Genomic DNA, 19,117 nt, shown 5'->3' with positions numbered 1-19,117 from the left:
GAGATATGCAAAAACGTCTGACATTGCTCGGTTCCACGGGCTCGATTGGAGACAGTACGCTCGACGTGGTCGCGCGCCATCCCGAGCGTTTTTCCATTTACGCGCTGAGCGCGCATCGCAACGGCGACAAGCTCGTCGAGCAATGCCTGCGCTTCGCGCCCGAAGTGGCGGTGGTCGGCGACGCCGACACGGCCGCGAAGGTCGCCGCGAAGCTGCGCGATGCGGGCAGCAAGACAGAGGTCACATACGGACCGCAGGCGCTCGTCGACGTCGCGAAGAGCGAGGGCTGCGACACCGTGGTCGCAGCGATCGTCGGCGCAGCGGGTCTCGCGCCGAGCCTTGCCGCGGCCCGCTCCGGCAAACGCATCCTGCTCGCGAACAAGGAAGCGCTGGTGATGTCCGGCGCGATCTTCATGGACGCGGTGCACGACAACGGCGCGGTCCTGCTGCCGGTCGACAGCGAACACAACGCGATTTTCCAATGCCTGCCGCGCGAGGCATCGCTGCACGGCGGCGTTTCCAAGATCATCCTGACCGCGTCCGGCGGCCCGTTCCGCACGCGCGAACCGGCCACGCTCGTCGACGTGACGCCTGACGAAGCCTGCAAGCATCCGAATTGGGTGATGGGCCGCAAGATCTCGGTCGACTCGGCGACGATGATGAACAAGGGCCTCGAAGTGATCGAGGCACATTGGCTGTTCGATCTGCCCGGCGAGCGCATCGACGTGCTGATCCATCCGCAGAGCGTGATCCATTCGCTGGTGTCGTACGCGGACGGCTCGGTGCTCGCGCAGCTCGGCAACCCCGACATGCGCACGCCGATCGCGCACGCGCTCGCGTTCCCGGATCGTGTCGATTCGGGCGTCGCGCAGCTCGATCTCGCGGAGATCGCGTCGTTGTCGTTCGAGAAACCCGACTACGCGCGCTTCCCGTGCCTCGCGCTCGCGATGAAGGCGCTGGCTGAAGGCGGTGTCGCGAGCGCGGCGTTGAACGCCGCCAACGAGATCGCGGTGGAGGCGTTCCTCGCGCGCCGCATCGGCTTCATGGCGATTGCGCAGGTGGTCGACTCGGTGCTGAACGCATTGCCGAACCGCAGCGCGCACGCGCTCGACGACGTCATCGAAGCGGACGCCGCCGCGCGCCGTGCTGCTACCGAATTCATCGCGCGTCTGCCCGACGGCGTTCGTCGCACGGAACGCGCCGTCCAGTGAGGCGTTTATGAATCTGCTGATCGAACTGCTCGCTTTCGCGGTTGCGATTGGCGTACTCGTGGTGGTCCACGAGTACGGGCACTACAGCGTCGCGCGTCTGTGCGGCGTGAAGGTGCTGCGTTTTTCGATTGGCTTCGGCAAGCCGCTGGTTCAGTGGGTCAGTCAGAAGACGGGCACCGAGTGGACGATTGCCGCGCTGCCGCTAGGCGGCTACGTGAAGATGCTCGACGAGCGCGAGGCCGGCCCCGGCTCGGTTCCCGACGCGGATCTGCCGCATGCGTTCAACCGCCAGTCGGTGTGGCGGCGCTTCGCGATCGTCGCGGCCGGTCCGGTCGCGAATTTCCTGCTTGCGATCTTGCTGTTCGCGCTCGTGTTCGCGACAGGCGTGACCGAACCGGCGGCCGTGATCGCGACGCCCGCGCCGAACACACCCGCCGCGCTGGCGGGCTTCGAGGGCGGCGAGACGATCGTCGGTGTGCGCACCGGCCATAGCGACGAGACCGAGCCGGTGCGCTCGTGGTCGGATCTGCGCTGGAAGTTGCTCGGTGCCGCGTTCGATCAGCAGCGCATCGTGCTCAGTGCAAAAGACGCGCACGGCACCTCCGATTTTCCGATGGACCTGCGCGGCATCGGCGAGAAAGACGTCGACGACGATCTGATGTCGCGCCTCGGCTTCGAGCCAGGTGGCGGCAAGCTGACGGTGGCCGGCGTGCAGGCGGGCAGCGCCGCGCAGAAGGCGGGGCTCGTCGCGGGCGACCGACTACGCGCGATCAACGGTACGCCGACCGATAGTGCCGCGGCCTTCATCGCCTTTGTAAAATCGCACGCCGGCGTGCCGGTCACGCTGCGGGTGGAGCGCGGCGGCCGCGGCGGACATGCGGCCGGCACGCTCGAAGAGATCACGATCGTGCCGCAACTGCAGCGCGATGCGGCGAGCGGGCAGCAGATCGGCCGCATCGGCGCGGAGCTGGCGACCCAGGTGCCGTCGATCGACGTGCGCTACGGCCCGCTCGAGAGCCTACGCCTCGGCGCGCGCCGCACGTGGGACCTCGCGGTGTACTCGGTGCGGATGTTTGGCCGGATGATCGTCGGCGAGGCATCGCTGAAGAACCTGTCCGGTCCGGTGACGATTGCCGACTACGCGGGAAAGAGCGCACGTCTGGGTCCTTCCGCGTTTTTGTCGTTCCTGGCCCTTGTCAGCATTAGCCTCGGCGTGCTGAACCTGCTACCAATTCCGGTATTGGACGGGGGTCATCTGTTATATTATTTGGTTGAAGCTGTGACCGGTAAAGTTGTCTCTGATCGCTGGCAACTCGTTTTTCAGAGGGCGGGTCTTGCCTGCATCGTCGCGTTGTCGGCGATTGCGCTGTTCAACGATCTGGCTCGTTTAATCCATTTTTAAAGTGTCCGGCGGCGTTCTCGAGGGCGGCCGCCAGGCCTGATGCAGCTATACACACTGGGGAAGCACGTTGTTCAAACCTCATCGCTTTGGTCCAAAGACGGTTATAGCCGCGGCGTTCGCCGCGCATGGGCTGGTTGCTCATGCAACGACGCCCTTCGTGGTGCAAGACATTCGCATTGAGGGATTGCAACGCGTCGAACCGGGTACGGTGTTCGCGTACCTGCCCATCAAACAAGGCGATACCTTTTCCGACGACAAGGCCTCTGAAGCGATTCGCGCGCTTTACGCGACGGGCTTCTTCAACGACGTCAAGATTGCAACCGAAGGCAACGTGGTGGTGGTGCAGGTGCAGGAGCGCCCGGCCATCGGCACGATCGACTTTGCCGGCATCCACGAATTCGAAAAGGACAACCTGATCAAGGCGCTGCGCGCGGTCGGGCTGTCGCAAGGCCGGTACTTCGACAAGGCGCTGGTTGACAAGGCCGAGCAGGAACTGAAGCGCCAGTACCTGACGCGCGGTTTTTACGCGGCCGAAGTCACCACGACGATCACGCCGATCGACCGCAACCGCGTCGGCATCCTGTTCTCGGTGGCCGAAGGTCCGAGCGCGAAGATCCGCCAGATCAACTTCATCGGCAATAAGACATTCAGCACCGGCACGCTGCGCGACGAAATGCAGTTGTCCACGCCGAACTGGTTCTCGTGGTACACCAAGAACGACCTGTACGCGAAAGACAAGCTCACCGGCGACCTCGAGAACCTTCGCTCGTTCTACCTGAATCGCGGCTTCCTCGAGTTCAGCATCGAATCGACCCAGGTGTCGATCTCGCCGGACAAGAAGGACATGTACCTGACCATCACGCTGCATGAAGGCCAGCCGTACACGATTTCGAACATCCGCCTCGCCGGCAATCTGCTCGACCGCGAAGCGGAGCTGAAGAAGCTCATCAAGATCAGGCCGGGCGACCGCTTCTCGGCCGAAAAGCTGCAGGCCACCACGAAGGCGATCGTCGACAAGCTCGGCGAATACGGTTACGCGTTCGCGACCGTCAATGCCCAGCCGCAGATCGACCAGAACAACCACACCGTCGACCTGACGCTGCAGGTCGACCCGAGCCGTCGCGTGTACGTGCGCCGCATCAACGTAGTCGGCAACACGCGCACGCGCGACGAAGTGGTGCGCCGCGAAATGCGCCAGCTCGAAAGCTCGTGGTTCGATTCGAACCGCCTCTCGCTGTCGAAGGACCGTATCAACCGTCTCGGCTACTTCACCGACGTCGACGTGACCACGGTGCCGGTCGAAGGCACGCCCGACCAGGTCGACATCGACGTGAAGGTCGCCGAAAAGCCGACCGGCGCAATTACGCTCGGTGCAGGTTTCTCGTCGACGGACAAGGTGGTGCTGTCCGCTGGTATCTCGCAGGACAACGTGTTCGGCTCCGGCACGAGCCTCGCGGTGAACATCAATACCGCGAAGACGTACCGTACGCTGACGGTCACGCAGGTCGACCCGTACTTCACGGTGGACGGCATCAAGCGGATCACCGACGTCTACTACCGTACCTACCAGCCGCTGTACTACTCGACCGATTCGAGCTTCAAGATCGTCACGATGGGCGGCGACCTCAAGTTCGGCATTCCGTTCTCCGAAGTCGATACCGTCTACTTCGGCGCGGGCTTCGAACAGAACCAGCTGGACGTCGATGCAAATACCCCGGCTTCATATAAGCAATACGTGAATGACTTCGGCCGGGTGTCGAACAACGTGCCGCTTACGGTTGGCTGGTCGCGCGATGCGCGCGACAGCGCGCTCGTGCCAAGCCGCGGCTACTTCGCGCAGGCGAACGCGGAATACGGCACGCCGATCGGCGGCACCCAGTACTACAAGGCCGACATCAACGCGCAGTACTATTACTCGTTTGCGCGCGGCTTTGTGCTGGGCTTCAACTTCCAGGGCGGCTATGGTAACGGCCTTGCTGGCAAGCCTTATCCTATCTTCAAGAACTATTACGCGGGCGGTATCGGTTCGGTGCGTGGTTACGAGCCGAGCTCACTGGGTCCGCGTGACAAAACGACCGGCGATCCGATCGGCGGGTCGAAGCTGCTGGTGGGCAATATCGAGTTGACGTTCCCGCTGCCAGGCACCGGCTACGACCGCACGCTGCGTGTGTTCACCTTCCTGGACGCTGGTAACGTCTGGGCGGACGCGAGCACGGCAGCGACGTCGACTGGCGCGAACGGCCTGCGTTACGGCTACGGTGTGGGTCTCGCATGGATCTCGCCGATCGGCCCGCTCAAGTTGAGCCTTGGCTTCCCGCTCACGAAGCACACGGGCGACCAGTATCAGAAGTTCCAGTTCCAGATCGGGACCGCGTTCTGATTGGGGCGACGGGCGCTCCCGGCGGCCGGCTGCGGCGGCGGGTGCTCCCGGCGGCGAGCCCGGCCAAACTACAGTATCGAGAGGATGACTTTGCTAACCGGTATGTTTTCGAAACGTGTAGCGTGCGCATTGGCGCTGGCAATGACCCTCGGGGTCGGCATGGCGCACGCGCAGGAGGCGAGAATCGCCGCGGTGAATTCCGACCGCATCCTGCGCGAATCGGCTGCGGCGAAAGCCGCGCAGCTGAAGCTCGAGGCCGAATTCGCGAAGCGGGACAAGGATCTGGCCGACATGGCGCAAAAGCTCAAGTCGATGTCCGATGCACTCGACAAGAATGGCGCGACAATGTCAGCGACTGATCGCGCGCAGAAGCAGCGCGACCTGTCGCAGCTCGACTCGGACTTCCAGCGCAAGCAGCGTGAGTTCCGCGAAGACCTGAACCAGCGCCGCAACGAGGAACTCGCGGCGGTGCTCGATCGCGCGAACAAGGTCATCAAGCAGATCGCCGAAACGCAGCACTATGATCTGATCGTGCAGGAAGCCGTGTATGTGAGCCCGCGCATCGATATCACCGACCAGGTGCTAAAGGCACTGGCGGCATCGGGCAACTAAGGGCAACCGGGGGCGGCGTACGGTCGCCCCGCGCGCGTTGGCGCGCGCCCTCGCAATGATTGAACAGGTTGGAGACAGGATAGGCATGGCATTTAAGCTCGAGGACATCGTCCAGCGGTTCGGCGGTGAGGTTGTCGGTAACGGGTCGCAGCGCGTGAGCAGTCTCGCGCCGCTCGACCAGGCAGGCCCGGACCAGTTGGCGTTCCTCGCCAATCCGAAATATCTGTCGCAAGTCGAAACGACCCGCGCCGGCGCGGTGCTGATCAATGCCGGCGACCTCGAGAAGCTCGCTTCACGCGAAGGTCGAAACTTCATCGTCACGCCGAATCCCTACGCTTACTTTGCGCGCGTCGCGCAAACCTTCATCGAGCTCGCCGCGCCGAAGCCCGTCCCCGGCGTGCATCCGAGCGCAACCATCGATCCTTCCGCGCAGGTCGCCGCGAGCGCGATGATCGGTCCGCGTGTCACCGTGGAAGCGGGCGCGGTGATCGGCGAGCATGCGCGGCTCGACGCCAACGTCGTGATCGGCCGCGGCACGCGTGTCGGCGCGAACGCGCATCTGTATCCGAACGTGACCGTGTACCACGGCTGCAAGCTCGGCGAGCGCGTGATCGTGCACGCGGGCGCGGTGATCGGCTCGGACGGCTTCGGCTTCGCGCCCGACTTCGTCGGCGAGGGCGATGCGCGCACCGGCAGCTGGGTGAAGATTCCGCAGGTCGGCGGCGTATTGATCGCGAACGACGTCGAAATCGGTGCGAATACCACGATCGACCGCGGCGCGATGGCCGACACGATCATCGAGGAGTGCGTAAAGATCGACAACCTCGTGCAGATCGGCCACAACTGCAAGGTCGGCGCCTACACGGTGATCGCGGGCTGCGCAGGTATCGCTGGCAGCACGACCATCGGGCGTCACTGCATGATCGGCGGCGCGGTCGGCATTGCCGGACACGTGACGCTTGCCGATCATGTGATCGTCACCGCGAAGTCGGGCGTGTCGAAATCGCTGCTGAAGCCCGGCATGTACACGAGTGCGTTCCCCGCCGTGAACCACGCGGACTGGAACAGGAGCGCGGCGCTGTTGCGCAATATCGACAAGCTTCGCGATCGCATCAAGGCGCTGGAGAGCGCCGCCGCCGACAAGGCCGGCAGCGCCACTGACGGCGCCGCAGGTCAACCCGCAGGCAACAAGATCTGACAGATATCCCGGCGACCCACCGGCACCGCGTAAAATAGTGGTCGAGCATCATGAAGCAAAGCCGGTGGCCGTGACCGGGTGGCACGGCCACCGGTCATCCAAGGCGCCGGTCGCGCGCGTTTTCAACCCACCTGCACCAGCATCCGCAGTCATCATCGCGCAGTCAATGCGTGAGCAGAAACACCATGAGCACCGAAAAAATCAATCTCGACATTCATAAGATTCTCACGCTGCTGCCGCATCGTTATCCGATCCTGCTGGTCGACCGGGTGCTCGAACTCGAACCGCACAAGAGCATCAAAGCGTTGAAGAACGTGTCGATCAATGAGCCGTACTTCCAGGGACATTTCCCGACGCGGCCGGTGATGCCAGGCGTGCTGATCCTCGAAGCGCTCGCGCAGACCGCGGCGCTGCTGACGTTCTCGGAAGAACCGAGCGATCCGTCGAACACGCTGTACCTGTTCGTCGGCATCGACAACGCGCGCTTCAAGCGCGTGGTGGAACCGGGCGATCAGCTGATCCTGAACTGCACGTTCGAGCGTCACATGCGCGGCATCTGGAAGTTCAAGGCGCGCGCCGAAGTGGATGGCGTCGTCGCGGCTGAAGCCGATCTGATGTGCGCGGTGCGTCACACGGACAAAGACGCGTGACGCCGGCGTCCGGGCAGATCGCGGCGCGGCACGTGCGCGGCGGCCCCGGCGTCAAGGCCATCCACACAACGCAACAGAATCAGAAGCGAGGACGCATGAGCAGGATCCATCCCACCGCGATCATCGAAGCGGGCGCGCAGCTCGACGAATCCGTCGAAGTCGGGCCCTATGCGGTGATCGGCGCACACGTGACGATCGGTGCGCGCAGCACGGTCGGCTCGCACAGCGTGATCGAGGGCTATACCACGATCGGCGAAGACAACCGCATCGGCCATTACGCATCGGTCGGCGGCCGTCCGCAGGACATGAAATACCGTGACGAGCCGACCAGGCTCGTGATCGGCAACCGCAACACGATCCGCGAATTCACCACGATCCACACCGGCACGGTGCAGGACGCGGGCGTCACCACGCTCGGCGACGAAAACTGGATCATGGCCTACGTGCACATCGGTCACGACTGCCACGTCGGCAGCAACGTGATCCTGTCGAGCAACGCGCAGATGGCCGGCCACGTGACGATCGGCGACCACGCGATCATCGGCGGCATGTCGGGCGTGCATCAGTTCGTGCGCATCGGCGCGCACGCGATGCTCGGCGGCGCGTCGGCGCTCGTGCAGGACGTGCCGCCCTATGTGATCGCTGCGGGCAACAAGGCCGAGCCGCACGGCATCAACGTCGAAGGGCTGCGCCGCCGCGGTTTCTCGGCTGACGCTATCTCGGTGCTGCGCTCCGCATATCGCGTGCTGTACAAGAACGGCCTGTCGCTCGAAGAAGCGAAGGTGCAATTGAAGGAACTCGGTTCGGCCGGCGGTGACGGCGACGCCCCGGTGCAGACGCTGCTCGCGTTCGTCGAAGCGTCGCAGCGCGGCATCATCCGCTAACCGATGACGTTGCAACCCAGTCCGCTGCGCGTCGCGATGGTGGCCGGCGAGCCGTCCGGCGACCTGCTGGCCGCATCGCTGCTCGACGGTCTCGCCAGCCGGTTGCCGGCCGCCACGCAGTACTACGGCATCGGCGGTCCGCGCATGATCGCCACGGGCTTCGACGCCCACTGGCCGATGGAAAAGCTGACGGTGCGCGGCTATGTCGAAGCACTGCGGCACATCCCCGAAATCCTCGGTATCCGCAACGAGCTCAAGCGTCAATTGCTTGCCGAGCCGCCGTCCGTGTTCGTCGGTGTCGACGCGCCCGACTTCAATTTCGGGCTCGAGCATGCGCTGCGCGACGCCGGCATTCCGACCGTGCACTTCGTCTGCCCGTCCATCTGGGCATGGCGTGGGGGGCGCATCAAGAAGATCGCCAAGGCGGTCGACCACATGCTGTGCGTGTTCCCGTTCGAAACCGCGCTGCTCGAAAAGGCGGGCGTCGCGGCGTCGTACGTCGGGCATCCGCTGGCCGATCAGATCCCGCTCGAACCCGACACGCTCGGCGCGCGCCGCGCGCTCGGTCTCGCGGAAAGCGGGCCGGTGATCGCGGTGCTGCCGGGCAGCCGGCGCTCCGAGATCGACCTGATCGGCCCGACGTTCTTCGCGGCGATGGAGATGATGCAGCACCAGGAGCCCAGCGTGCGCTTCGTGATGCCGGCGGCCACGCCCACGTTGCGCGCGCTGCTGCAGCCGCTCGTCGATGCGCACCCGGGCCTCGCGCTGACCATCATCGACGGCCAGTCGCAACTCGCGATGACCGCCGCCGACGCGATTCTCGTGAAGAGCGGCACCGTCACGCTGGAAGCCGCGCTGTTGAAAAAGCCGATGGTGATTTCGTACAAGGTGCCCTGGCTAACCGGCCAGATCATGCGCCGCCAGGGCTATCTGCCGTACGTGGGCCTGCCGAACATTCTGGCCGGGCGTTTCGTGGTGCCGGAGGTCCTGCAGCACTTCGCGACGCCGCAGGCGCTCGCCGAGGCGACGCTGAAACAGTTGCGCGACGAAGCGAACCGGCGCACGCTGAAGGAAATCTTCACGGAGATGCACCACGTGCTGAAGCAGAACACCGCGCAGCGCGCGGCCGAAGTCGTGGCGAGCGTCGTCGAGCAACGGGCGGGGCGGCCATGACCCCGCCGCGCGCGCCTCGCCGCAAGACTGCGGCCGCCGTTCGGGTCGTCGCGCAAGCCGGCCTGAACTTCGAAAGCGCCGACGACATCGTCTGCGGCGTCGACGAAGCAGGGCGCGGACCGCTGGCCGGACCGGTCGTCGCGGCGGCGGTGATTTTCGATCCTGCGAAACCGATGATCCGCGGCCTCGACGATTCGAAGGCGCTCACCGCACTCAAGCGTGAAGCGCTGTACGAGAAGATCGTCGATCGCGCGCTCGCGTATTGCATCGCATCGGCGACGGTCGAGGAAATCGATTCGCTGAACATCCTGCACGCGACAATGCTCGCGATGAAGCGCGCGGTCGAGGGCTTGTCGGTCGTGCCGACGCTCGTGAAGGTCGACGGCAACCGTTGCCCGACGCTCAGCATCCGTAGCGAAGCGGTGATCGGCGGCGACGCGCTCGTGAAGAGTATCTCGGCGGCGTCGATTCTCGCGAAGGTCGCGCGCGACCGCATGCTGCTCGAGCTGCACGAGGCGTATCCCGTGTATGGCTTCGACGCGCACGCCGGTTATGGTACGCCGCAGCATCTCGCGGCGCTGCGCGATCATGGGCCGTGCGAGCATCATCGGCGCTCGTTCGCGCCGGTGCGCGAAGCGCATCTGCGGCTCGGCACAGGCGTGCCGCTGCCATCGGCGGACGCCGTCATCGTGGCCGACGCGCTGCTGCTCGACGACGATGCATTCGGCGACGCCGGCCTCGCGTGACCAGCGCCATCAGCACGGCTCGAACGCGGTTCGCGCTCGAGCGCCGCTGATTCCCTACTGATTTGCCACTGATCCCATTTCCATTTCTCACCGCCTTCGCTGCCTGTGAAAGCCATCACCTCGCGGGACAATCCGCTCTACAAGCGCCTGAAGGCACTGGCCGGCTCGACGCATCAACAGCGCCGCAGCGGCCATGCGCTGCTCGAGGGCTTCCATCTTGCGAGCGCGTATCTCGACGTCGCCGGTCAGCCGGAGCTCTGCGTCGTCACCGACGGCGCGCTGCGTCACGACGAAGCGCAGGCGATCGTCTCGCGCATCGACGAGCATCGGCTCGTGACGCTGCCGGATGCGTTATTCGGACAGTTGTCGAATGTGGTGCATGGCGTCGGAATTCTGCTGCTCGTCGAGAAGCTGGACGCGCCGCTGCCCGAGCGCGTCGAGCAAAACTGTCTGGTGCTCGACGGCGTGCAGGACGCGGGCAATGTCGGCTCGATTCTGCGCAGTGCGGCGGCCGCGGGCATCGAACACGTGTTCTGCGCGCCGGGCACGGCCTACGCGTGGTCGTCGAAGGTGCTGCGCTCCGGCATGGGCGCGCACTTCCTGTTGCAGATTCATGAGGATGTCGACGCGAGCGCGTTGATCGAACGTCTTGCGGTCCCGGTCGTCATCACCGATTCGCACGGCGCCGCAGCGATTTATGACTGCGACCTGAGCGGGCCGCTTGCGTGGGTGTTCGGCAACGAAGGGGCGGGCGTGTCGCAGGTGTGGCGCGATGCAGTGTCGTTGCGGGTGACGATTCCGCAGCCTGGCGGCATGGAATCGCTGAATGTGGCGGCCGCGGCGGCCGTCTGCGTGTTCGAGCAGTGCCGGCAGCAGCGCGGCCGTAAAAAGTAGATGTGAGGGGCGTTGCGCGGGGGCTGGCCCGGCAACGCAACGCCTGCTCCGCGGTCGCTCAATACGACGGCCGATCCAGCTTGATCTCCTGCAGGATCGTCGTCGCGATCTCCTCGATCGACTTGTGCGTCGACGACAGCCACTTGATCCCCTCGCGCCGCATCATCGCTTCTGCTTCGTTGATCTCATAGCGGCAGTTTTCCAGCGCCGCGTACTTGCTGCCCGGCCGCCGCTCGTTGCGGATCTCCGACAGCCGCTGCGGATCGATCGACAACCCGAACATCTTCTGCCGATGCTCGAGCAGCGGCGTGGGCAGCTTGCCGCGCTCGAAATCTTCGGGAATCAGCGGATAGTTCGCCGCTTTCACGCCGTACTGCATCGCCAGATAAAGGCTCGTCGGCGTCTTGCCGCTGCGCGACACGCCGACGAGGATCACGTCGGCGTCCGCGAGATTGCGGTTCGATTGACCGTCGTCGTGCGCGAGCGAGAAATTGATCGCCTCGATGCGGTTCTTGTACTCCTCGGTGTCCGCGTTCTGGTGACCGCGGCCCATCGCGTGGCTCGACTTCAGCTCCAGCTCCTGCTCAAGCGGCTCGACGAAGGTTTGGAACATGTCGAGCACGAGTGCGTTCGAATCCTTCACGATCTGATTCGACGAGCTATCGACGAGCGTGGTGAACACGATCGGACGACGGCCGTCCTGCACGACCGCTTCGTTGATTTTTTCGAGCGTTGCGTAGGCCTTCTCGGTCGAGTCGACGAATGGCACGCGGACCAGGCGGAATTTCTGGTCGAACTGGGAGAGGATCGAATGCGCGAAGGTTTCGGCAGTGATCCCGGTACCGTCTGAGACGATGAATACGGTGGGCGGCATCAGTGGGGCTGTGAACGTGAAAGGCAAATGAGCGGGCAAAGCGCGGCACTAGAACGCGCTTGGATCGAACCGCAGCGGCGCGCGGCCGGCCTCGCAAAAGCCCGATGGCTGGGCCGGGGCGCGATTCGAGACGCAATTCTCGACCGACCGCCACATTTGGGGAGTCGGCACGGTAGAATAGCGGCAACCTGTTGGATAAGCAATTGCAGGCGATTGGCCGGTAAATTACTGCGAACGGTCGTTCAACCTCACGTCATCTGACCTGAACATGCGTTGAACGCAAGAGATCGAGCGGTAAGTGCGTTGATTGGCGTTCTTCGCCGCCGTCTCCGTCATGCACGCGCCGGTGTCCCCATGCAACGCATTCGAGCCTTAACAGCGATTGCTTATCTAACAGGTTGTGCAAGACACGGGGTCGAGCTTCCAATGGGCTGCCCGTGTTCAAGCCCACTTGCACAGTCGTGAATTTCTTTCACACTTAGGGGCTTGTATGACTAACGCAGTTACCGTCGCAAAGGACAAGGCGTATGTAGTTCCGTTCGAGCAGTTGCGGATGACCGACGTGGAAATCGTCGGCGGCAAGAACGCGTCGCTGGGCGAGATGATCAGCCAGCTCGCGGAAGCCGGTGTGCGCGTGCCGACCGGCTTCGCGACCACCGCGCTCGCGTTCCGTGACTTCCTGCAGCACAACAACCTGACCGAACGTATCGCCAAACGTCTCGAGACGCTCGACGTCGACGACGTGAAGGCGCTCGCCGAAGCGGGCAAGGAAATCCGTCAATGGATCGTCGACGCACCGCTGCAGCCGCAGCTCGAAGCTGACATTCGCGCGGGGTTCGACACGCTGCAAAAGAGCTCGCCCGAAGAGCTCTCGTTTGCCGTGCGTTCGTCCGCGACCGCGGAAGACCTGCCCGACGCATCATTCGCCGGTCAGCAGGAAAGCTATCTGAACGTGGTCGGCATCGACGACGTGCTCGATCGCATGAAGCACGTGTTCGCGTCGCTGTACAACGACCGCGCCATCTCCTATCGCGTCCACAAGGGCTTCACGCATGCTGAAGTCGCGTTGTCGGCGGGCGTACAGCGCATGGTGCGCTCGGACGTCGGCGCAGCGGGCGTGATGTTCACACTGGATACCGAATCGGGCTTCAAGGACGCTGTCTTCATCACGTCGAGCTATGGCCTCGGCGAAACCGTCGTGCAGGGCGCGGTCAATCCGGACGAGTTCTACGTCTTCAAAACCACGCTCGCGCAGGGCAAGTACCCGATCATCCGCCGCTCGATCGGCTCGAAGCTGATCAAGATGGAGTTCACCAAGCCGGGCGAGCCGGGCCGCGTGAAGACCGTCGACGTCGCGCACGAGCAGCGCAACCGTTTCTCGATCACCGACGAAGACGTGATCGAACTCGCGAAGTACGCGGTCATCATCGAAAAGCACTATCAGCGTCCGATGGACATCGAGTGGGGCAAGGACGGCCGCGACGGCAAGATCTTCATCCTGCAGGCGCGTCCGGAAACGGTGAAGAGCCAGGGCGGCGGCAAGGCTGAGCAGCGCTTCAAGCTGAAGGGCCAGTCGAACGTCCTGGCCACTGGTCGCGCGATCGGTCAGAAGATCGGCGCGGGTCCGGTGCGCGTGATCCACGATCCGTCGGAGATGGACCGTGTGCAGCCGGGCGACGTGCTCGTCGCCGACATGACCGACCCGAACTGGGAGCCGGTCATGAAGCGTGCGTCGGCGATCGTCACGAACCGTGGCGGGCGCACCTGCCACGCGGCGATCATCGCGCGTGAGCTGGGCGTGCCGGCCGTGGTCGGCTGCGGCGACGCGACCGACGTGCTGAAGGACGGCGCGCTCGTCACGGTGTCGTGCGCGGAAGGCGACGAGGGCAAGATCTACGACGGTCTGCTCGAAACCGAAGTCACCGAAGTGCAGCGCGGCGAACTGCCGCCGATTCCGGTGAAGATCATGATGAACGTCGGCAATCCGCAGCTCGCGTTCGACTTCTCGCAACTGCCGAACGCAGGTGTGGGTCTCGCGCGACTCGAATTCATCATCAACAACAACATCGGCGTGCACCCGAAGGCGATCCTCGAGTACCCGAACGTCGATCAGGACCTGAAGAAGGCGGTCGAAAGCGTCGCGCGCGGTCACGCGTCGCCGCGCGCGTTCTACGTCGACAAGCTGACCGAAGGCATCGCGACGATCGCGGCGGCGTTCTATCCGAAGCCCGTCATCGTGCGTATGTCGGACTTCAAGTCGAACGAGTACAAGAAGCTGATCGGCGGTTCGCGCTACGAGCCCGACGAGGAAAACCCGATGCTGGGCTTCCGCGGCGCATCGCGCTATATCGCGGAAGACTTCGCCGAGGCGTTCCAGATGGAATGCGTCGCGCTGAAGAAGGTGCGTGAAGAGATGGGCCTCGACAACGTCGAGATCATGGTGCCGTTCGTGCGTACGCTGAAACAGGCGGAGCGCGTGGTCGGATTGCTCGCGAAGTTCGGCCTGAAGCGCGGCGAGAACGGCCTGCGCCTGATCATGATGTGCGAAGTGCCGTCGAACGCGATCCTCGCCGAAGAGTTCCTGCAGTACTTCGACGGTTTCTCGATCGGCTCGAACGACCTGACGCAGCTCACGCTCGGCCTCGACCGCGACTCGGGCATGGAACTGCTCGCCGTCGATTTCGACGAACGCGATCCGGCGGTCAAGTTCATGCTCAAACGCGCAATCGAAACCTGTCTGCGTCTGGATAAGTACGTCGGTATCTGCGGCCAGGGGCCGTCGGATCACCCGGACTTCGCGCAATGGCTGACGGACGAAGGCATCAAGTCAATCTCGCTGAACCCCGACACGATCATCGATACGTGGCAGCAGCTGGCAAAGGCAAAGGCGTAACTCGCGAGGTATCGAATGCCGCTTCGCTAGCGGCATTCCGCACGCGTTAGAGCACGTCCGCTTCGTGCTATAAACACCCCGGTAGATCCGGGGTGTTTTGCTTTGTGGAGGTCGACGTGGCGCCTGGTGGACTGTTCTGGTGGATCGGGGCGGGTGTGCTTGTCGTGATGGAACTGATGAGCGGCACCTTCTATCTGTTGATGATCGCGTTCGGCTTCGTTGCGGCCGCGCTTGCGCGCATCGCCGGCGCCGGGCCCGATCTGCAGTTCGTGGTGGCTGCGCTGGTCGCACTTGCGGCGGTCGTAGTGCTCAGACGCTCGCGCTTTGCCCGTCGCAGACGCGAGCAGGCTTCGCGCAATCCCGATGTCAATCTGGACATCGGCCAGACGCTGAACGTGCCGGCGTGGCAGGGGCGCAAAGCACGTGCGACCTATCGTGGCGCCGCATGGGACGTCGAGCTGGCCGCGGGCGAGCCCGAAGACGCGCAGGTCTACGAGATCAGGGAATTGCGTGGCAGTTGTCTGGTCGTCGTCGCGAGCCGGCAACCGAAGGCGCGCGCGAGCACGACCTGACGATCTGAACGGGAGTATTGGGTGCGGTGTTCGCCACACGCGCTCATCGATATCCCTTCACAAAGCGAAGCACCAAAGCCTAATCTGAACACGCAGGCCCGACCAACCTGCGCACAACAATTCGAAGCAGAATCGGAGGGTAGCGATATGGATTCAACCATCGTCGGGGCAGTGCTGCTGATCGTCGTGATCGTGCTCGCGTCGCAGACCATCAAGATCGTGCCGCAGCAGCATGCGTGGGTGCTCGAGCGCCTCGGCCGCTATCACGCGACGCTGACGCCGGGTCTGAGCTTCGCGTTTCCGTTCGTCGATCGGGTCGCGTACAAGCACGTGCTGAAGGAAATTCCTCTGGAAGTGCCGAGTCAGGTCTGTATCACGCGCGACAACACGCAACTGCAGGTCGACGGCGTGCTGTATTTCCAGGTCACCGATCCGATGAAGGCCTCGTACGGATCGAGCAACTTCGTGTTCGCGATCACGCAGTTGTCGCAGACCACGCTGCGCTCGGTCATCGGCAAGCTGGAGCTCGATCGCACCTTCGAGGAGCGCGATTTCATCAATCACAGCATCGTGTCCGCGCTCGACGAGGCGGCCTCGAACTGGGGCGTAAAAGTGCTGCGCTACGAGATCAAGGACCTGACGCCGCCGAAGGAAATCCTTCACGCGATGCAGGCGCAGATCACCGCCGAGCGCGAAAAGCGCGCGCTGATCGCGGCCTCGGAAGGGCGCAAGCAGGAGCAGATCAATATCGCGTCGGGCGGCCGCGAGGCGGCGATCCAGACGTCCGAAGGCGAGCGGCAGGCGGCGATCAACCAGGCGCAGGGCCAGGCCGCGGCGATTCTGGCGGTGGCCGAGGCAAACGCGCAGGCGATCCAGAAGATCGCCGCCGCGATCCAACTGAACGGCGGGATGGACGCGGTCAATCTGAAGGTGGCCGAACAGTACGTGAACGCGTTCTCGAACCTCGCGAAGCAGGGCACGACACTGATCGTGCCGGGCGACATGTCGAACATGAGTTCGATGATCGCGTCGGCGCTGACGATCGTGAACAAGGGCAGGGCGGCAGCGGAGCCGCCGCGAAGCGACCTGCGCTGACGAACCAGGCAATAAGCGCGCAATGAGCGCGTGACAAAAAGCAAAATGGCCCGCATATCGATGTGCGGGCCATTTTTGCATGAGCCGGAAATGAACCGCGCTTACGTCGGCGAGCGCATCAAACGCGCCTTCTCGCGCTCCCAGTCGCGCTTTTTCTCGGTCTCGCGCTTGTCGTGCATCTTCTTGCCCTTCGCGAGACCGATCTCGCATTTGACGCGACCGTTCTTGTAGTGAAAATTCAGCGGCACGAGCGTGTAGCCGCGCTGCTCGACCTTGCCGATCAGCTTGCTGATTTCCTCGCTATGCAGCAGCAGCTTGCGCGTGCGCACCGGATCGGGATGGATGTGCGTCGACGCTTCGGGCAGCGGGCTGATGTGCGTGCCGATCAGGAACAGCTCGCCATTGCGGATCACCACATAGCCTTCCTTGATCTGGCCGCGCCCCGCGCGCAACGCCTTGACCTCCCATCCTTCGAGCACGAGGCCTGCCTCATAGCGTTCTTCGACCGAATAGTCGTAGAAGGCTTTTCTGTTGTCGATGATGCTCATGAATGGAAAGTGCCCAACTCGTTTAAAATTACGATTTTAGCAAAGCGGGACCAGGAAAGCCCGCCGCGCTCGTCCACCCTTGCCGCGCGCTGTTCAATTTATGGCAGATGTCCAGAAAACCGTGTTGATTCGCCATTCGGCGGAACAGATGTTCGACCTCGTCACCGACGTCGACGATTACCCCAACTTCCTGCCATGGTGCGGCGGCATCGAAATTCGTCACCGGGACGACACCAGCATGGAGGCGCGGATCGATATCAACTTCAAGGGCATCAAGCAGCATTTCGCCACGCGCAACTCGATGGAGCGCCCCACGCGCATCGACATGGAATTCGCCGACGGTCCGTTTCGCAAGTTCACCGGTTTCTGGCGCTTCACGCCGCTGCGCGCGGATGCGTGCAAGATCGAATTCGCGCTGCACTACGAGTTCACCAGCATCCTGCTCGAGAAGATCATCGGGCCGGTGTTCAATCACATCGCCAATACCTTCGTCGAATCTTTCGTGAAGCGCGCCAATCAGCGCTACGGTCAGGCATGAACGCGCGACTAACGGTCGAGGTCTGCTATGCGCTCGCCGGCGAGCAGGCGCTGATTGCGGTCGAGTTGCCGGCGGGCGCGACGCTGAGGCAGGCGATCGACGCAAGCGGGATTCTGCAGCGTTTTCCGTCGATCGATCTGAACACGCAGAAGGTGGGCGTGTTCGGCAAGCTCAAGCCGCTCGATACGGTGCTGGGCGACCATGATCGCGTCGAGATTTACCGGCCGTTGCTGGTCGATCCGAAGGTGTCGCGCCAGCGCCGCGTCGAAAAGACGCGCAAGGCGGGATCGATCGAGGGGCGGCGCTGGTTGAACAAGGATTCGCGCTAGGCGGCGCGGGTCGGCGGGGCGGTGGACTTTTTCCGCCCGCCGCCCGTGACACCTCATCGCGTCACATCGCCTCAGGGCGCCGCCGTTTGCGCCTTCTCGTCCATGCCTTCGATGCGCGCCGCACCCGACGAATCGTCGTCCGAATGCCGGCGCACCGACCACCAGACCCCCGCCACCAGCAGCAGGATCGCCGCGAGTTCGAGTGGGCGCGGCAGGCGCTCGTCGTAAATGAACGCGTAAAGCAGCGCGAACAGCGTCTCGAATACGATCATCTGGCCGGACAGCGTCAGCGGCAGCCGTTTTGCCGCGGCATTCCACAGGCCGTTGCCGAGCCACGACGCGCCGATCGCGAGTACCAGGTTGAGCAGCCAGAACGTGTGCCACCGGGCATCGGCCAGTTCGTCCTGCGGGCCGCCGGACGGCAGCACCGCGACCACCAGCCATAATGCGCCGCCGAGCGCGCCCGTCACGACGCCCCACAGCACCGACCACTCGTTGCCGCTGAAATGCGTCTGACGCTGCAGGTAGCGGGCGTTTTCGACCGCGAACCAGGTCCAGCAAAGGAGCGCGCCGACCGCGCAGGCCACGCCGAGCAGGCGCGTCGCGATGTTCACCGGCGCCGCGCCGGCCACCGTAAACACGTCGATATTGATGCACACGATGCCCGCCATCACGGTCGCGAGCGGCCATGCGAGGCGCGCGAGCGGCACGGCGCCGTGATCGCGCCGGCCCATCAGCGTGACCGTGACCGGCAGCACGCCGACGATCAGCGAGGCCGGCGCGATCCCGATCAGGTGCACGGCGGCCGTCAGCAGCAGGTAATAGACGATGTTGCCGGCTAGCGCGAGCTTGACGAGCGCGATCAGGTCCTCGCGGCTCAGCCGTTTGGCGAGCGAGCGCGCGATCGGCAGGGCCGCGGCGAGCGACACGACGCCGTACATCGAATAGCGGCCAGCGACGAGCAGCAGCGGGGAGAAGTCGGGCAGCACGCGCGGCACCAGAAACACCATGCCCCACAAGGCTCCGGCCATGACCCCATATATGACACCGCGCTGCATCGACTGCCCCTGCTGGATAAACTGGAATGGGCGGCAGAATAGCGGTTTTGCGGACGGGGC

The 19,117-nt window shown here is 63.9% G+C and carries 18 protein-coding genes; 15 read left to right on the top strand and 3 right to left on the bottom strand.

Annotated features, from left to right (window positions below):
- The first annotated feature begins 5 nt into the window (after positions 1–5).
- From VSR82_RS02465 to VSR82_RS02420, 10 genes are all read left to right on the top strand, one after another.
- Positions 6–1,211, top strand: a complete 1,206-nt coding sequence (locus VSR82_RS02465; RefSeq protein ID WP_429458903.1) for a 1-deoxy-D-xylulose-5-phosphate reductoisomerase — start codon at positions 6–8, stop codon at positions 1,209–1,211.
- 7 nt (positions 1,212–1,218) lie between these two features.
- Positions 1,219–2,613, top strand: a complete 1,395-nt coding sequence (rseP, locus tag VSR82_RS02460) for an RIP metalloprotease RseP (protein WP_410847953.1) — start codon at positions 1,219–1,221, stop codon at positions 2,611–2,613.
- Between the two features lie 67 nt (positions 2,614–2,680).
- Positions 2,681–4,993, top strand: a complete 2,313-nt coding sequence (gene bamA, locus VSR82_RS02455) for an outer membrane protein assembly factor BamA (RefSeq protein WP_368587330.1) — start codon at positions 2,681–2,683, stop codon at positions 4,991–4,993.
- A 90-nt stretch (positions 4,994–5,083) separates the two neighbouring features.
- Positions 5,084–5,605, top strand: a complete 522-nt coding sequence (locus tag VSR82_RS02450; RefSeq protein ID WP_026225318.1) for an OmpH/Skp family outer membrane protein — start codon at positions 5,084–5,086, stop codon at positions 5,603–5,605.
- Between the two features lie 85 nt (positions 5,606–5,690).
- Positions 5,691–6,803 carry a UDP-3-O-(3-hydroxymyristoyl)glucosamine N-acyltransferase gene (gene lpxD, locus VSR82_RS02445; protein WP_410847954.1) on the top strand — a complete coding sequence of 371 codons (1,113 nt, stop codon included), beginning with the start codon at positions 5,691–5,693 and terminating at the stop codon, positions 6,801–6,803.
- Between the two features lie 185 nt (positions 6,804–6,988).
- Entirely contained in the window at positions 6,989–7,453 is a 465-nt protein-coding gene (fabZ, locus tag VSR82_RS02440) for a 3-hydroxyacyl-ACP dehydratase FabZ (RefSeq protein ID WP_006048683.1), read from the top strand.
- Positions 7,454–7,548: 95 nt separating this feature from the next.
- Positions 7,549–8,337: an acyl-ACP--UDP-N-acetylglucosamine O-acyltransferase gene (lpxA, locus tag VSR82_RS02435; RefSeq protein WP_429458906.1), complete on the top strand. Its 789-nt coding sequence runs from the start codon at positions 7,549–7,551 to the stop codon at positions 8,335–8,337.
- A 3-nt stretch (positions 8,338–8,340) separates the two neighbouring features.
- A complete protein-coding gene (gene lpxB, locus VSR82_RS02430; protein WP_498857473.1) occupies positions 8,341–9,510 on the top strand; it encodes a lipid-A-disaccharide synthase in 1,170 nt (389 codons plus the stop codon).
- Positions 9,507–10,256 carry a ribonuclease HII gene (rnhB, locus tag VSR82_RS02425; RefSeq protein ID WP_368587327.1) on the top strand — a complete coding sequence of 250 codons (750 nt, stop codon included), beginning with the start codon at positions 9,507–9,509 and terminating at the stop codon, positions 10,254–10,256. Before lpxB ends, rnhB begins: the two co-directional genes overlap by 4 nt.
- Before the next feature lie 105 nt (positions 10,257–10,361).
- Positions 10,362–11,150 carry a TrmH family RNA methyltransferase gene (locus VSR82_RS02420; protein WP_410847956.1) on the top strand — a complete coding sequence of 263 codons (789 nt, stop codon included), beginning with the start codon at positions 10,362–10,364 and terminating at the stop codon, positions 11,148–11,150.
- Positions 11,151–11,208: 58 nt separating this feature from the next.
- Here the strand turns inward: VSR82_RS02420 and ppsR are convergent, their stop codons facing one another.
- The gene (gene ppsR, locus VSR82_RS02415) at positions 11,209–12,024 is read right to left on the bottom strand and encodes a posphoenolpyruvate synthetase regulatory kinase/phosphorylase PpsR (protein WP_013089690.1); all 816 of its coding nucleotides are present in this window, start codon (positions 12,022–12,024) and stop codon (positions 11,209–11,211) included.
- Between the two features lie 490 nt (positions 12,025–12,514).
- Between ppsR and ppsA the strand changes: the two genes are divergently transcribed.
- The 3 genes from ppsA (at position 12,515) to VSR82_RS02400 (ending at position 16,584) form a co-directional block, all read left to right on the top strand.
- Positions 12,515–14,917 carry a phosphoenolpyruvate synthase gene (ppsA, locus tag VSR82_RS02410; RefSeq protein ID WP_429458910.1) on the top strand — a complete coding sequence of 801 codons (2,403 nt, stop codon included), beginning with the start codon at positions 12,515–12,517 and terminating at the stop codon, positions 14,915–14,917.
- 116 nt (positions 14,918–15,033) lie between these two features.
- On the top strand, positions 15,034–15,489 hold the full coding sequence (locus VSR82_RS02405; protein ID WP_368587324.1) for an NfeD family protein: 456 nt from the start codon (positions 15,034–15,036) through the stop codon (positions 15,487–15,489).
- 147 nt (positions 15,490–15,636) lie between these two features.
- Positions 15,637–16,584: an SPFH domain-containing protein gene (locus VSR82_RS02400; RefSeq protein ID WP_176108302.1), complete on the top strand. Its 948-nt coding sequence runs from the start codon at positions 15,637–15,639 to the stop codon at positions 16,582–16,584.
- A gap of 101 nt (positions 16,585–16,685) precedes the next feature.
- On the opposite strand, the gene smpB is transcribed toward VSR82_RS02400, so the two are convergent.
- Entirely contained in the window at positions 16,686–17,132 is a 447-nt protein-coding gene (smpB, locus tag VSR82_RS02395; RefSeq protein ID WP_013089686.1) for an SsrA-binding protein SmpB, read from the bottom strand.
- A gap of 100 nt (positions 17,133–17,232) precedes the next feature.
- Here smpB and VSR82_RS02390 point away from each other — a divergent pair, with 100 nt between their 5' ends.
- Both VSR82_RS02390 and VSR82_RS02385 read left to right on the top strand, forming a co-directional pair.
- Entirely contained in the window at positions 17,233–17,670 is a 438-nt protein-coding gene (locus VSR82_RS02390) for a type II toxin-antitoxin system RatA family toxin (RefSeq protein WP_013089685.1), read from the top strand.
- Entirely contained in the window at positions 17,667–17,999 is a 333-nt protein-coding gene (locus tag VSR82_RS02385) for an RnfH family protein (protein ID WP_429458913.1), read from the top strand. The genes VSR82_RS02390 and VSR82_RS02385 overlap by 4 nt, the downstream gene beginning before the upstream one ends.
- 71 nt (positions 18,000–18,070) lie before the next feature.
- Here the strand turns inward: VSR82_RS02385 and VSR82_RS02380 are convergent, their stop codons facing one another.
- The gene (locus VSR82_RS02380; protein WP_429458915.1) at positions 18,071–19,057 is read right to left on the bottom strand and encodes a DMT family transporter; all 987 of its coding nucleotides are present in this window, start codon (positions 19,055–19,057) and stop codon (positions 18,071–18,073) included.
- Between the last annotated feature and the right edge of the window lie 60 nt (positions 19,058–19,117).

It is taken from the genome of Burkholderia sp. JPY481 (assembly GCF_038900515.1).
Lineage (GTDB): Bacteria > Pseudomonadota > Gammaproteobacteria > Burkholderiales > Burkholderiaceae > Paraburkholderia > Paraburkholderia youngii.
Note: the sequence above shows the minus strand (reverse complement) of the source record. Positions and strands in the feature narration are given on the sequence as shown.